This window comes from Planococcus sp. S3-L1, from assembly GCF_030063085.1.
In the GTDB taxonomy this organism is placed as follows: Bacteria; Bacillota; Bacilli; order Bacillales_A; family Planococcaceae; genus Planococcus; species Planococcus kocurii.
In genome coordinates this window covers 59,873-73,842 of sequence record NZ_JASISN010000009.1, presented here as the reverse complement: position 1 = coordinate 73,842, position 13,970 = coordinate 59,873, and the positions used below count along the sequence as shown (strand labels likewise).

The window sequence follows — 13,970 nt, the reverse complement described above, 5'->3', positions numbered from 1 at the left end:
ATAGCTAAACTGAAAGGGAGTGCTCTTGTGAGAAAACCAATTATTGCAGGAAACTGGAAAATGTACAAAACCGCTACAGAGGCAAAACAATTTGTTGAAAAAGTGAATGGCTTAGTGCCAGCATCTGATAAAGTAGACGCTGTTATTTGCGCACCAGCATTATTCTTGGCACAACTAGTTGTGTCTGCAGAAAATAGTCCGCTTCAAATCGGAGCACAAACAATGTCAGAGCAAGACGAAGGTGCCTATACAGGCGAAATTAGCCCTGTCCAACTAACGGATATTGGCGTTAAGTATGTCATTATTGGACATTCAGAACGTCGCCAGTATTTCAATGAAACAGACGAGTCAGCCAACCAAAAAGTAAAAGCTGCTTTTACTCATGGGTTAGTGCCGATTCTGTGTGTTGGCGAAACACTTGAACAACGTGAAAATGGAGAAACGGGATCTGTCGTTGAAGCACAAGTAGAAAAAGGAGTCGCTGGTTTGACTGAACAACAAATCACTCAATTGGTTATTGCTTATGAACCTATTTGGGCGATTGGCACAGGGAAAACAGCTACTGCTGAAGACGCCAACGAAGTTTGTGGAATCATTCGCAAAAAAGTAGCATCTTTGTATCAGAATGAAGCAGCTGAGCAATTGCGTATTCAATACGGCGGCAGCGTAAAGCCAGCAAACGTAGATGAGTTAATGACAATGGAACATATTGACGGAGCATTAGTTGGAGGCGCAAGCCTAGAAGCCGAGTCATTTGTTAAATTGTTGGAGGCTGGTTCGCATGCGTAAAACTGAACACCCAGCGGCTCTTATCATTTTAGATGGATTTGGCTGCCGTGAAGAAAGTTTTGGTAATGCAGTAGCACAGGCTAATAAGCCGAATTTTGATCGTTTATGGGAGACTTATCCACATGAATTACTGACCGCTTCAGGTGAAGCGGTTGGGTTGCCTGAAGGACAAATGGGTAATTCAGAAGTAGGTCACTTGAATATCGGTGCTGGCCGAGTGGTTTACCAAAATTTAACGCGTATCAATAAAGCAATTCGTGATGGCGATTTTTACGAAAATCCAGCATTTCTTGAAGCGATTGCGAACGCGAAAAGCCGCGGCAAAGCGCTTCATATATTGGGGTTATTATCTGATGGCGGCGTTCATAGCCATTATGAGCACCTTTTTGCTTTATTGCGACTTGCTAAACAGCAAGGATTAACGGAAGTTTATGTTCATGGCTTCTTAGATGGGCGCGATGTGGGACCAAGGACTGCGCTTAAATACGTAGAGCAAGCTGAACAGCAAATGACAGAAATTGGTATTGGGAAATTCGCGTCGATTAGCGGACGGTATTATGCAATGGACCGTGATCAGCGCTGGGAACGTGCCGATTTAGCATATCGCGTTTTAGTTGACGGCGTTGGAAAAATGGCGGAATCGGCAACTGCCGGTATTGCTACTTCTTATGAAGAAGGCGTTTCGGACGAATTTGTTCTACCATTCGTAATCGAAGAAGATGGCAAACCAGTAGCAACCGTCGACTCAGGCGATTCACTAATTTTCTTTAACTTCCGACCGGACCGTTCGATTCAGTTAACAAAAGCATTTATTCGTGAAGATTTTGTTGGATTCCCATTAAGTGCTAAGCATCCGAGAGCATTAAGCTATATCACCTTTACTTCTTATAGTGAAGATTTGCCGACGCGTGTAGCATTTGAAACATTGAACTTGGAAAATACCATTGGTGAAGTGTTATCCGCAAATGGACTAACGCAACTGCGCATTGCAGAAACCGAAAAATACCCACATGTTACGTTCTTTATGAGTGGTGGACGTGAAGACGTTTTTCCTGGAGAAGATCGTATTCTCGTTGCTTCGCCAAAAGTTGCAACTTACGATTTGCAACCTGAAATGAGTGCTTACGAAGTGACCGACCGTCTAGTTGAGCAAATTGAAGCGGGTGCGCACGACGCCATCATCTTGAACTTTGCGAACCCGGATATGGTTGGCCATAGTGGGATGCTGGAACCTACGATTCGTGCCATTGAAGTAGTGGACGAATGTCTAGGTCGTATAGTTGATGCGCTACATGCTCAGGGTGGCTCGGCGTTGATTACTGCCGATCACGGCAATGCTGACGAAGTCCGTACTCTTGAAGGACAGCCAATGACCGCACATACGACCAATCAAGTCCCAGTAATTTTAACGAAGTCAGGTCATGAACTTCGTAAAGGCGGCATTCTTGCTGACTTAGCACCAACCATTTTAAAAATGCTAAATGTAGAACAACCGGTTGAAATGACCGGAAAACCATTATATTAAAGGGAGCTGTTTTAATTGCCAATTATTACACATATTCAAGCACGCGAAATTTTAGATTCACGAGGAAACCCAACAATTGAAGTTGAAGTATTCACAGAAAGCGGCGCTTTTGGTCGCGCAATCGTACCATCAGGCGCATCTACTGGTGAACACGAAGCTGTAGAGCTACGTGATGGCGATAAGAGCCGTTATCTAGGTAAAGGTGTCTTAAAAGCAGTAGAAAACGTTGATGGTGAAATTGCTGAAGCATTAGAAGAAAAATATTCAGTGCTTGATCAAGTATCAATCGACAAAGCGATGATCGAATTAGACGGTACTGAAAACAAAGGGCGTTTAGGCGCTAACGCAATTCTTGGTGTTTCTCTAGCCGTTGCACATGCAGCAGCAAACTACTTGGATATGCCTCTTTACCAATACTTAGGCGGTTTTAACGCGAAGCAACTGCCAGTTCCAATGATGAACATTTTAAACGGCGGCGAACACGCTGACAACAACGTAGACATCCAAGAATTCATGGTAATGCCAGTTGGCGCAAAATCGTTCCGTGAAGCTGTTCAAATGGGAGCAGAAATTTTCCACAACTTAAAAGCTGTATTAAAAGAAAAAGGCTATAATACTTCTGTTGGAGATGAAGGCGGATTTGCTCCGAACCTTGGTTCAAATGAAGAGGCATTAACGACAATCATGGAAGCAATTGAAAAAGCTGGATACAAACCAGGTTCAGACATCTTGCTTGCAATGGACGTTGCATCTTCTGAAATCTACGACAAAGAAAAAGGTGTTTACAACCTGCCAGGCGATAATACAGTGAAAACATCTGCTGAAATGGTTGACTGGTACGAAGAGCTTTGCAATAAATACCCAATCATTTCAATCGAAGATGGCTTAGATGAAAACGACTGGGCTGGACATAAATTATTGACAGAACGAATCGGTGACCGCGTTCAATTAGTTGGAGACGATTTATTCGTAACGAACACGAAAAAATTGGCTCAAGGAATTGAAGAAGGCATCAGTAACTCAATCTTGATCAAAGTAAACCAAATCGGTACATTAACAGAAACATTTGATGCGATTGAAATGGCGAAACGTGCGGGCTACACAGCAGTTATCAGCCACCGTTCAGGCGAGTCTGAAGATGTAACAATCGCAGACATCGCAGTTGCGACAAACGCTGGACAAATCAAAACAGGTGCACCGTCACGTACGGACCGCGTTGCGAAGTACAACCAATTACTACGCATCGAAGATCAGTTGTTCGAAACGGGTCAATATCTAGGATTGAAAACTTTCTATAACTTGAAAAAATAAAGCGATAGAAAGTAGAATTTGATTGAAGTTAAATAATTGATAAATCAAATTTTCTGATTTGACTTTTAGAAAATAGAGGGCATTTGCCTTCTATTTTCTATTGCTATTGTCACCGGTCACAATTTTTGGTAAACTTAATTTTGTTGTGAACGTTCGTTTCAGGAGGTGGAATTTATGCATACGTTGTTAATGACATTACTCGTCATCGTATCGCTCGCATTAATCGTAGTCGTTTTATTGCAATCCGGAAAAAGTGCAGGTCTTTCAGGAGCCATCTCCGGTGGAGCAGAGCAACTTTTCGGCAAGCAAAAAGCTCGTGGCTTGGACTTAGTCTTACACCGAGTAACGATTGTACTTGCTGCCTTATTCTTTATTCTGGCTATTGCCGTAACGAAAGTTTAATGTAGATGATTAAATCGCCTGACCATACATGGTTGGGCGTTTTCTTTTAGTATTGAAATGGAGGAATTGTTATGCGGATTTCGCAACCAAAACCATTTTTCTTCAAATCTGGACCTCGAGCAGTACTTCTTTTGCATGGATTTACTGGGAATTCGGCGGATGTAAGGATGTTAGGTCGTTTTCTAGAAACAAAAGGATATACGAGCATTGCACCGCATTACGCAGGTCATGGTGTGGCACCTGAGGAATTGGTAGTCACCGGTCCAGTAGATTGGTGGAAAGATGTAGAGCAAGCATATGATGCGCTGATAGAAGAAGGCTATACAGAAATTGCCGTGGCTGGACTGTCACTTGGTGGCGTATTTAGCCTGAAATTAGGGTATACAAAACCTATTAAAGGAATTGTCACGATGTGTGCACCTATGTACATGAAAACTACAGATCTCATGTATGAAGGTGTTTTAAAATATGCACGCGATTACAAGGGATTTGAAGGGAAAAGTGCTGAGCTTATCGAAAAAGAGATGCAGGCATTGAAAGAGCAGCCGATGGAATCGTTAGCCGATTTACGCGCCTTGGTTGAAGAAGTCAAAGAACATGTAGACCATATTTATGCGCCTTTGTTCGTTGCCCAAGGTAGACTGGATACGGTGATTAATACAGATTCGGCTAATGTCATTTACGATAATGCGGAATCAACCGATAAAAACATCAAATGGTACGAAAACTCAGGGCATGTCATTACGCTTGATAAAGAGAAAAAGCAATTGCACGAAGACATTTTCACATTTTTCGAATCACTTGATTGGAGTGTGTGAACGGTCATAAAGGAGGAGTTAGATTTGGGGAATCCCGAAAGTTCATTAGAACAGCGCTTATTGGTTTTCATGCGTGAAGAAGCATATAAGCCGCTGACTGTACAGGAAATAGAAGAGCAATTCGGTTTTGAAAATGCCGATGAATTCGAGAAATTGGTCAAAACTTTGGTTCGTTTGGAAGAATCTGGAACACTTATCCGTTCAAGATCAAACCGCTACGGTGTGCCAGAACGAATGAATTTGATGCGCGGAAAATTCATTGGGCATCCAAAAGGTTTTGGTTTTGTGGCACCTGAAGAAGCGGGCTTGGACGATGTGTTTATTCCACCGACGGAAGTAAATGGTGCGGTAAACGGAGATACAGTTATGATTCGCGTCTCAGAAGGGTCATCTGGTGATCGACGCGAAGGCGCGATTATTCGAATCCTTGAACGCGGAACGACAAAAGCTGTTGGTACATTCCAAGAAAACAAAGGATTTGGCTTTGTCGTAACAGATGATAAAAAAATGAATATGGATATCTTTATAGCTAAAGGTGATACGTTAGGTGCTGTTGATGGCCATAAAGTAGTAGTTGAAATCACGGGATGGCCTGAAGGCAGAATGTCTGCGACGGGTATGGTGACGCAAATTTTGGGTCATAAAAACGATCCAGGCGTTGACATTCTTTCGATTATTCATAAATATGGCATTGAAACGGAGTTTCCGCCTGATGTTTTAGAACAAGCGAACAACGTGCCAGACGAAATCGACCCGGCAGATCTTAAGGATCGCCGTGATTTACGTAACGAGCAAATTGTAACGATTGATGGAGCGGATGCTAAAGATTTGGATGATGCTGTTCAAGTTGTAAAATACGAAGACGGTACGTACAAATTGGGTGTGCATATCGCAGATGTTAGCCATTATATGACGGAAGGGTCTCCAATGGACCGTGAAGCTTATGACCGTGCAACGAGTATTTACTTGACTGACCGTGTGATTCCAATGATTCCGCATCGCTTGTCGAATGGTATTTGTTCATTAAATCCACAAGTTGACCGTTTGACTTTGTCTTGTGAAATGATTTTCAATGACCAAGGTGAAGTGCAGTCTCACGATATTTTCCAAAGTGTTATTAACACATCCGCACGTATGACCTATACGGACGTTTATGAAATTCTTGAGCAAGACAATCAAGAACTAAAAGAGCAGTACAGCGAATTGGTGCCCATGTTCGAATTGATGAAAGAACTAGCAGCAGTCTTGAGTAAGAAACGGATGCGTCGAGGTGCCATTGATTTTGATTTCAAAGAATCAAAAGTATTAGTAGATGAAAACGGCTACCCAGTAGACGTAGTTGTTCGCGAACGAACGATTGCTGAACGTCTAATTGAAGAGTTTATGCTAGCTGCTAACGAAACAGTAGCAGAACATTTTCATCATCTAGAAGTACCAGCAATTTACCGCATACATGAAGATCCAAAACCGGAAAAACTGCAACGCTTTTTCGAATTCGTTACAAATTTTGGTATTGTGGTCAAAGGTTCGGGTACACAAATCCACCCACGTGCATTGCAAGAAATCGTCGAATCGATTGCAGGAACTCCAGAAGAGCCAGTCATTTCTACGATGATGTTGCGTTCAATGCAACAGGCGAAATACTCGTCTGAAAGCTTAGGACATTTTGGCTTATCGACTGAATTTTATACGCATTTTACTTCACCGATTCGTCGTTATCCGGATTTGATCGTCCATCGCTTGATCCGCACGTATTTGATCGAAAAAGATTTGTCTCAGAAAACGATTGCACGTTGGGATGCGAACATGGATGACATTGCGACCCATACATCCGAGCGTGAACGCCGAGCAGTAGAAGCAGAACGCGATACCGATGCTTTGAAGAAATCACAGTTTATGGCTGATAAAATCGGGGAACAGTTTACCGGGATTATTTCTTCAGTAACGAACTTTGGCTTATTCATTGAATTACCGAATACCATTGAAGGGTTGGTTCACGTGTCTAACATGACCGATGATTATTACCGCTTTGATGATCGCAGCATGATGATGATTGGGGAACGTACCAATCGCCAATTCCGTATTGGTGACGAAATTGAAATCAAAGTAATTGGTGTTAAACCAGAAGAGTCATCCATTGATTTTGAAATTGTTGGCATGGTACAAACACCTCGTCGTACGAGAAAAGATCAGCCGAAAGTAATCCGTGCTGGTAAAAAAGACGGCGCTGGAAAACCAAGACGTGATGGCAAAAAGCCAGAAAGCGGCGGACCTACACGCAAGCCGAAAAATGCCAAGAAAAAGTTCTATGAAGGCGCAGCAAAGCAAGGGCGCAACAAGAAAAAATAAAATAGCGGCTCGAGGGCCGCTTTTTGAATCTAGCTGAGGTGAAACCACATGGCCAAAGGAGAAGGCAAAGTAATTGCCCAAAACAAGAAAGCCGGTTTTGATTTTTTCATTGAAGAAACAATCGAAGCAGGTATCGTCTTGCAGGGAACCGAAATTAAATCTGCACGAAATGGCAAAGTCCAATTAAAAGAATCGTTCGTCCGAATTCGTAACGGTGAAGCGTGGATTTCAAATATGCACATTAGCCCATATGATCAGGGAAATCAGTTTAACCACGATCCGACACGATCGCGTAAGCTATTGCTTCATAAAAAGCAAATTGCTAATTTGCTGGCGCACTCAAAAGTGCAAGGCTCCGCGATTATTCCGCTGAAAATGTATTTGAAAGACGGCTTTGCTAAAATTTTACTCGGTGTCGGTAAGGGTAAGAAAAACTACGACAAACGAGAAGATTTGAAGAAAAAAGATGCGAAACGCGACATTGCCCGAGCAATAAAAGAACACAACCGCTAGGGCTTGATGTCTGACCTTCGTTGCCTTATAATAAGGATATAGCACATGAAGCTGTTTATACATCTTCCGTGTCTCTTTTAATAAGGGGACGTTACGGATTCGACAGGGATGATCTGGGCTTGAGTTGCGCGTCGGAGGGTCGTCTCCGTCACAAACGTACTTATAACAACTGGCAAAACAAACCAAAACCTAGCATTCGCAGCGTAAGCTCGGATCTGCTTTATCTATCCGTCGCCCATGTGGCTAGGTAAAGCTCAACTTTAGTGGGATACACCGTTTGCTGCCATCTGAGGCAACCGGGAGAGATTCTCAGATTAGTGCCCAGGACGCCTGCTTATCGGCAGAATGGCGCATGAAACCTTAATAGATGAGCTACACGCGTAGATGCTTAAGTAGCGGAGTTTCTGGACGCGGGTTCGACTCCCGCCGTCTCCATAGTGAGATAAAAAACGTCAAAACCTTTACTGGTTTTGGCGTTTTTTGGTTCCTGCCCAACATTGACTTTCTGTTTATTTAAGATAGATCGAACCTCTACCAATCACGAACGTCCTATTACCATATGACGCTAAAAGAGGTGTCCGTATGGAGTTTAGGTATTTCTTGATGTTGCTTACAGGAAAAAGTTTACTCTTCTCCGGAGTCATCATGAAAAGCGGTTTCAGTTACCGATACGCATCGAATTTGGCGTTATAGGGATCGTTTTTATTGCATTTTCATTGTTCGTGTTTACACCAGGGAGTGCTGAAATAATGGCTGACTTTTTAAAATTAAGTAAGAGCTAGTTAAAATTAAAGTAGAAGTGATTCGAATCAAAAAATTACGAAGATCTATGACTTTCGTATTGCAACTGATTATTTTGAGGGAGTCTAATGATGGTAAGCGTGTTTATATAAGAAAAGCTTGCTGAATAATGTAGAATTTTTTTATTTCTAAATAATGTTAATAGACAAGGTGCAATGGTTATTGTTTTTACAGCTCTACAGAGTGTGCTACAATAATCCACATTATGTTTGAAGGGAGAATACCCATGATTAAAAAATGGTTTTTAACAATTGTACTTGGAGGATCCATGGTAGCGTTAGCTGCTTGTGGTGATGATACTGCTAAAGAAACAGAAGGTGAAGAAACACCGCAAGAAGAGGTAGCAACCGATCAAGAAAGCGCGGAGCAACCAGAAATGCCTGAACCTGATTTGAAAGACATTCCTGATGTCGTAGCAGAAGTAAATGGAGAAAAAATCGATAAAAAAGAATTTGAATCGACTTATACTGGACAATTCCAACAAATGGCGATGCAAGCACAAATGTCTGGTCAAGAAGTCGATCAGACTCAGTTAAAAGAGCAAGTTGCTGAAAGCCTAGTGGCACAAGAATTGCTTGTTCAAGAAACGAAAAACCAAAAGTTATCGGCAACGGAAGAACAGATCAATACAGCGTTAGAAGAATTGGCTCAGCAAAATGGCCTTAAGTCGTCAGATGAGTTATTGACAGCACTTGAAGAGCAAGGCGTTTCTAAAGAAGAAGTAATGACTCAAGTAGAATCGCAAGTAAAAATTGATCAGCTGGTTGCATCAGAAACTGGCGAAATCAAACTAACGGATAAAGAACTACAAACTTACTATGATGAAGCAAAAGCACAGCAAGAAGAGTCGGGTGGCGAAGAAATTCCAGCATTTGAAGAAGTCAAGCCACAGATTGAAGAGCAAATGAAGGCGCAAAAAGAAAGTGAAGCCACACAAGCGTTAATCGCAAAACTTCGCGAAAAAGCAGAAGTCACCATTAATTTATAAACCAACGAAAATCAGATTCCTTGTGAATCTGATTTTTTTTTTAATAAATAGATGGACAGGAGGCGCGTAGAAATGAATTTTATGCGGCAAAACCAGTTGTTTAGTTTTGAACAAGGATTCTGCTAGTAAAGGCGGCTGTATATGGATTCAAGCGATTCCTGCTATGGTAATTTAATGGGCTGTTTAATAATTTTTCGAATTTGTAGAAATCTTATTTTGATTTCTTTCAGGTTCTTTTTTTAGCCCGGCTAGTTTGACAGGAGCCGAAAATTTCCGTATCCTTTACACTTGTGATAAAGATAAACTTCAATCAGCGGGGGTCTTCATCCTCTGCTGTTTTTTAGTTCATCAATTCGGACTTTAGCGGTCAGCGGAATCTTGCACAGGCTGCAAGAATCTACTGACCGTTAAAGCGGCGATAAAAATGGAAGAGGAGAGGTACTATATGAAAAAAGTAACCAATGTATTTTGGATTGTACTTGCGCTCGTATTGTTAGCCATTGGCTTTGGCGCACTTGCACCTGATAGTTTTTCAGAAGTTACAGGGAATATAGAATCATTCCTAACAACTTCGTTCGGATGGTATTACTTATTAATTGTTTCCATCATCGTTTTGTTCTGTTTGTTTTTCCTCATCAGTCCGATGGGGCAAATCAAATTAGGGAAAGACTCAGACAAGCCTGAGTTTTCATTTGGAACATGGATTGCCATGCTGTTTTCAGCAGGAATGGGAATTGGTTTGGTATTTTGGGGAGCGGCAGAACCGCTGTCGCATTACGCGATTGATTCAGCAACCGCTGAACCTGGAACCGCTGAAGCGATGCGTGAGTCAATGCGATTCAGCTTTTTCCACTGGGGTATTCATGCATGGGCGATTTATGCCGTTGTGGCATTAGCACTTGCATATGCTCAGTTCCGAAAAGGAGAACCTGGCTTGATTTCGGCAACGTTAAAACCAATATTTGGAGACAAGATGAAAGGGCCTTGGGGAACGTTTGTTGACGTCATTGCGGTTTTCGCAACAGTTGTCGGTGTCGCAACGACTCTTGGCTTTGGCGCTATCCAAATAAACGGTGGTCTTGCGTATTTGTTCGATGGAATACCAGAAGATAGTTTTTCTGTTCAATTGGTCATCATTGCTATTGTGACGGTATTGTTTATGATTTCAGCGTGGTCTGGGCTAAGCAAAGGGATTAAATACTTGTCAAATACCAATATGGTGTTAGCTGTTGTACTATTGCTAGCCGTTATCATTCTTGGGCCAACCTTGTTGATTATGAATATGTTTACTGACACAATCGGTACGTATTTCCAAAACATCGTTGAAATGAGTTTCCGTGCAGCCCCAATCGATGGCGAAAATCGTGCGTGGATTGATGGCTGGACCATCTTTTACTGGGCTTGGTGGATTTCTTGGTCTCCATTTGTTGGTGTTTTCATCGCGCGTGTTTCCAAAGGTCGGACAATTCGTCAATTCTTACTAGGCGTATTGATGATTCCAACGTTTATCAGTTTCCTTTGGTTTGCGGCTTTTGGCACAACAGCAATCGATGTGCAACAAAGCGGAGTGGATTTGACTGGATTATTGACAGAGCAAACTTTGTTTGCTGTATTTAATGAATTGCCGTTTGGCGTGATTTTATCTGTTATTGCCGTATTCTTAATCACCACGTTTTTTGTTACTTCTGCCGATTCGGCAACATTTGTTCTCGGTATGCAAACAACAGGTGGATCGTTATATCCTCAAAACACAGTAAAATTAACTTGGGGGATTGCACAATCAGCTATCGCGGTCATTTTACTCTCGACAGGTGGACTGGATACATTGCAAACGGTGCTAATCATCGCGGCGTTCCCGTTCTCGATTATTATCCTACTCATGATGACATCCTTCTATAAAGCAGTAACAATTGAATACAAAGCAATTAAACGCAAACGTTAAAACCGCCGCTTTGGCGGTTTTTTCAATACATAGACGTTATAATAGAAGGGAAGCAATAAAAAGATGGAGGATTTTTATATGGAAAAACCACATGTGTTATTAATAGATGGAATGGCTCTTTTGTTCCGGTCGTTTTTTGCAACCTCAGCAGTCAACCAATATTTCCGCACAACAGAAGGATTAGCGACAAATGGCGTTCAAGGATTTACGCGACACGTGCTAGCGGCTAAAACGATGATGAAGCCGACACATATGGCCGTGTGCTGGGATATGGGATCTAAAACTTTCCGTACAGATCTTTTCGATGGCTATAAAGCCAATCGTCCGGCACCACCAGAAGACATGGTGCATCAGTTTGACTGGGCACAAGAAATTTCTGAGCAACTGGGTTGGAAAAATTATGGTGAAGCGGGGATTGAAGCAGATGACTTTATCGGGTCATTTACAAAGCAATGGCAGGGCCAAGTCGACTTTACCATCATCACCGGTGACAAAGATATGCTGCAACTATTATCGCCTTCTGTCAAAATTGCGTTTATGAAAAAAGGATTTCACGTTTACGATGTCTATACTGATGAGCGATTTATTGAAGAGTATGGCATTCAACCTTCGCAGTTTGCCGACGTTAAAGCGTTTATGGGTGACCCAAGCGATGGCTATCCTGGTGTTAAAGGGATTGGACCGAAGACGGCGCTTCAGCTGATTCAAACGTACGGCTCGACTGATGGTGTACTAAGAGCCATCGACGAATTAAAACCGGCACAGAAAAAGAAAATTGAAGAACACAAAGAAATGCTGCTGCTATCAAAAAAACTGGCTGTCATCAAATGTGACATCCAGTTGGATATGCCGCTAGATGAACTTGTTGTTCCTAGCTACACCAATGACCATATACAGTTATGTCGCGATCAACAATTATTGTTACTGGCTAAACAACTCGAAAAAAATGCCGAAGTTACGATCGATCCTTGGGCGTAATTTTCACAAAGGTCAGCACGTGTTGATTTGCTAAATAAGAAGCCGTCCGCATTTTGCTGGGGCGGTTTTTTTGTCCGTTGTCGTGAAAATAGAGAACAAGGTCAGCTGACTTTTCCTCAAAACCAATTAACGGGACCCAGTGGTAGCTATATAGCGGTTTAGAAAACCAACGAAAAGTAAAGTAGCGGTCAAACTTCATAGCAAGCGGTCGATTTGCCAACAATTCTTCTTTTACCTCGGACATATCGAGAACTTTTTTTGCCTCATACCGTTTGCCGCTGAGCTTCTGAAAATTTTTCAATAGTCTCCAAGTAAACAACCCGATGCGTGTAGAGCCGAGAAGTTGATACAGTTGATTGATACCAATATCAAGTTCTTCATGGTAGTGCATAATGGCAGCAATAGTCACAGGTCCACACGCAGAAGAACGATATTTTTTGAGAATACTTGTATCATGTTGGGAAAGACCTTGAAAAGCGATGAGTTTTTTCATGGCAATTTTACCTCCACGGAGTTTCTAACAATTAGTTTTATCACGTAGTCGTTAATTTTTTGTTTTCAGTGAGCAAACGTTCAAGAGCAGTTTTGAATGTTGTATAAACTTCCAGTTCGACTTGGATGCCAGCCCGGACGATTTCACGTACAAACAATGGATTAAATCCGACATAAATAGCACGCAGTCCCATTAAATTCAGAGTAGAATTCAACTGGCTCAGTTCACTTGCTAATCCGTCATAGTCGAATTCCATCAAGTTATCAGTTGTCACACCAGTAAAATCAAAGATGACACGTTCAGTATCGCGATGCTTTTCTGCGTAGGTTAATACAGTTGTACGAATCAAATCAAAGCGCTCTGAAAAAATAAAACCAGCGATTGGTACTAAAATGGTCTTTGGAACAACTGATGGAATTATCGGGGCAGACATATTTTTGATTAGCTTTTCATAATAAAGCAGTTGTTCTTTTAAATGGGTTATTTCCTGCTGTGGATCCATCTATATACCTCCAGGGTCTTGTAGTAAGTATGAATTTATTAAATGAAACATATGATAGACGCTTGAAAATTTTAGTAGAGAAAAAAAGAGTAGGCATGAGCCTACTCTTTTTGGTCGTTCAAAAATTCTGTAACAGATTCAGGTGATTTTGCGTTAGCGCTGTGAAGATGAGCTGTTTTCTCGCCGTTTTTGAAAATCAATAGACTTGGAATACCCATTACGTCATATTTTTCAGCAAGTTCTGGAAGTTCATCGCGGTTAACGTCTACCCATTGGTATTGGTTGTATTCTTCGACGATTGGATTGATAAACATATCCATTCTTCTGCAGTCTGGGCACCAACCAGCTTGAAATTTTACGATTACCGGTTGTTCGCCGTTTATAGCTTCGTTAAATTGTTCGTTCGTAGAAAGTGATTTCATTTAGATGGCCTCCTTATAGGTTCCCTTTCAGTTTACCGTGTATTTATAAAATGGCAAAGAATTTGTTTCTGAAAAATTAAGGGATTTTTTAGCGATTAAATATTGCGAAAAAAGAGAAAATAACTTACACTAAGAGA

The 13,970-nt window shown here is 41.6% G+C and carries 13 protein-coding genes and 1 other RNA gene; 11 read left to right on the top strand and 3 right to left on the bottom strand.

The genetic code is table 11. The annotated features are described in order from the left end of the window. Nucleotides 1-27: 27 nt before the first annotated feature. The 11 genes from tpiA (at nt 28) to QMF37_RS10355 (ending at nt 12,416) form a co-directional block, all read left to right on the top strand. Nucleotides 28-789 carry a triose-phosphate isomerase gene (tpiA, locus tag QMF37_RS10405; protein WP_058385896.1) on the top strand — a complete coding sequence of 254 codons (762 nt, stop codon included), beginning with the start codon at nt 28-30 and terminating at the stop codon, nt 787-789. Next, on the top strand, nt 782-2,314 hold the full coding sequence (gpmI, locus tag QMF37_RS10400; protein ID WP_071153689.1) for a 2,3-bisphosphoglycerate-independent phosphoglycerate mutase: 1,533 nt from the start codon (nt 782-784) through the stop codon (nt 2,312-2,314). Before tpiA ends, gpmI begins: the two co-directional genes overlap by 8 nt. A gap of 15 nt (nt 2,315-2,329) precedes the next feature. Continuing rightward, nucleotides 2,330-3,625: a phosphopyruvate hydratase gene (gene eno / locus QMF37_RS10395; RefSeq protein ID WP_058385894.1), complete on the top strand. Its 1,296-nt coding sequence runs from the start codon at nt 2,330-2,332 to the stop codon at nt 3,623-3,625. A gap of 174 nt (nt 3,626-3,799) precedes the next feature. Then, complete coding sequence (gene secG / locus QMF37_RS10390) at nt 3,800-4,027, top strand: preprotein translocase subunit SecG (protein WP_008429540.1); 228 nt, start codon at nt 3,800-3,802, stop codon at nt 4,025-4,027. A 71-nt stretch (nt 4,028-4,098) separates the two neighbouring features. Next, a complete protein-coding gene (locus QMF37_RS10385) occupies nt 4,099-4,845 on the top strand; it encodes an alpha/beta hydrolase (RefSeq protein ID WP_058385893.1) in 747 nt (248 codons plus the stop codon). Nucleotides 4,846-4,869: 24 nt separating this feature from the next. Continuing rightward, nucleotides 4,870-7,194, top strand: coding sequence for a ribonuclease R (gene rnr, locus QMF37_RS10380; RefSeq protein WP_078080236.1), 2,325 nt, complete (start codon nt 4,870-4,872; stop codon nt 7,192-7,194). A 48-nt stretch (nt 7,195-7,242) separates the two neighbouring features. Beyond that, the gene (smpB, locus tag QMF37_RS10375; RefSeq protein ID WP_049694328.1) at nt 7,243-7,707 is read left to right on the top strand and encodes an SsrA-binding protein SmpB; all 465 of its coding nucleotides are present in this window, start codon (nt 7,243-7,245) and stop codon (nt 7,705-7,707) included. 84 nt (nt 7,708-7,791) lie between these two features. Continuing rightward, nucleotides 7,792-8,145, top strand: a transfer-messenger RNA (tmRNA) gene (gene ssrA / locus QMF37_RS10370). Between the two features lie 589 nt (nt 8,146-8,734). After that, nucleotides 8,735-9,496, top strand: coding sequence for a SurA N-terminal domain-containing protein (locus tag QMF37_RS10365; protein ID WP_071153690.1), 762 nt, complete (start codon nt 8,735-8,737; stop codon nt 9,494-9,496). Between the two features lie 445 nt (nt 9,497-9,941). Continuing rightward, complete coding sequence (locus QMF37_RS10360; RefSeq protein ID WP_078080237.1) at nt 9,942-11,438, top strand: glycine betaine uptake BCCT transporter; 1,497 nt, start codon at nt 9,942-9,944, stop codon at nt 11,436-11,438. Between the two features lie 78 nt (nt 11,439-11,516). Beyond that, nucleotides 11,517-12,416 carry a 5'-3' exonuclease gene (locus QMF37_RS10355; protein WP_078080238.1) on the top strand — a complete coding sequence of 300 codons (900 nt, stop codon included), beginning with the start codon at nt 11,517-11,519 and terminating at the stop codon, nt 12,414-12,416. Here QMF37_RS10355 and QMF37_RS10350 read toward each other — a convergent pair. The 3 genes from QMF37_RS10350 to QMF37_RS10340 form a co-directional block, all read right to left on the bottom strand. Continuing rightward, nucleotides 12,394-12,909 (bottom strand): hypothetical protein, encoded by a 516-nt coding sequence (locus tag QMF37_RS10350; protein ID WP_078080239.1) that lies wholly within the window; start codon nt 12,907-12,909, stop codon nt 12,394-12,396. The two genes, QMF37_RS10355 and QMF37_RS10350, sit on opposite strands and share 23 nt — an antisense overlap. Nucleotides 12,910-12,949: 40 nt before the next feature. Beyond that, nucleotides 12,950-13,411, bottom strand: coding sequence for an STAS domain-containing protein (locus QMF37_RS10345; protein ID WP_283478273.1), 462 nt, complete (start codon nt 13,409-13,411; stop codon nt 12,950-12,952). A 101-nt stretch (nt 13,412-13,512) separates the two neighbouring features. Continuing rightward, nucleotides 13,513-13,833 (bottom strand): thioredoxin family protein, encoded by a 321-nt coding sequence (locus QMF37_RS10340; protein ID WP_078080241.1) that lies wholly within the window; start codon nt 13,831-13,833, stop codon nt 13,513-13,515. Nucleotides 13,834-13,970 lie beyond the last annotated feature (137 nt).

Coding starts and splice junctions, on each gene's coding strand:
- gpmI (WP_071153689.1), top strand. CDS start 782: ATGCGTAAAACTGAACACCCAGCGGCTCTTATCATTTTAGATGGATTT.
- secG (WP_008429540.1), top strand. CDS start 3,800: ATGCATACGTTGTTAATGACATTACTCGTCATCGTATCGCTCGCATTA.
- QMF37_RS10385 (WP_058385893.1), top strand. CDS start 4,099: ATGCGGATTTCGCAACCAAAACCATTTTTCTTCAAATCTGGACCTCGA.
- smpB (WP_049694328.1), top strand. CDS start 7,243: ATGGCCAAAGGAGAAGGCAAAGTAATTGCCCAAAACAAGAAAGCCGGT.
- QMF37_RS10365 (WP_071153690.1), top strand. CDS start 8,735: ATGATTAAAAAATGGTTTTTAACAATTGTACTTGGAGGATCCATGGTA.
- QMF37_RS10360 (WP_078080237.1), top strand. CDS start 9,942: ATGAAAAAAGTAACCAATGTATTTTGGATTGTACTTGCGCTCGTATTG.
- QMF37_RS10355 (WP_078080238.1), top strand. CDS start 11,517: ATGGAAAAACCACATGTGTTATTAATAGATGGAATGGCTCTTTTGTTC.
- QMF37_RS10350 (WP_078080239.1), bottom strand. CDS start 12,909: ATGAAAAAACTCATCGCTTTTCAAGGTCTTTCCCAACATGATACAAGT.
- QMF37_RS10345 (WP_283478273.1), bottom strand. CDS start 13,411: ATGGATCCACAGCAGGAAATAACCCATTTAAAAGAACAACTGCTTTAT.
- QMF37_RS10340 (WP_078080241.1), bottom strand. CDS start 13,833: ATGAAATCACTTTCTACGAACGAACAATTTAACGAAGCTATAAACGGC.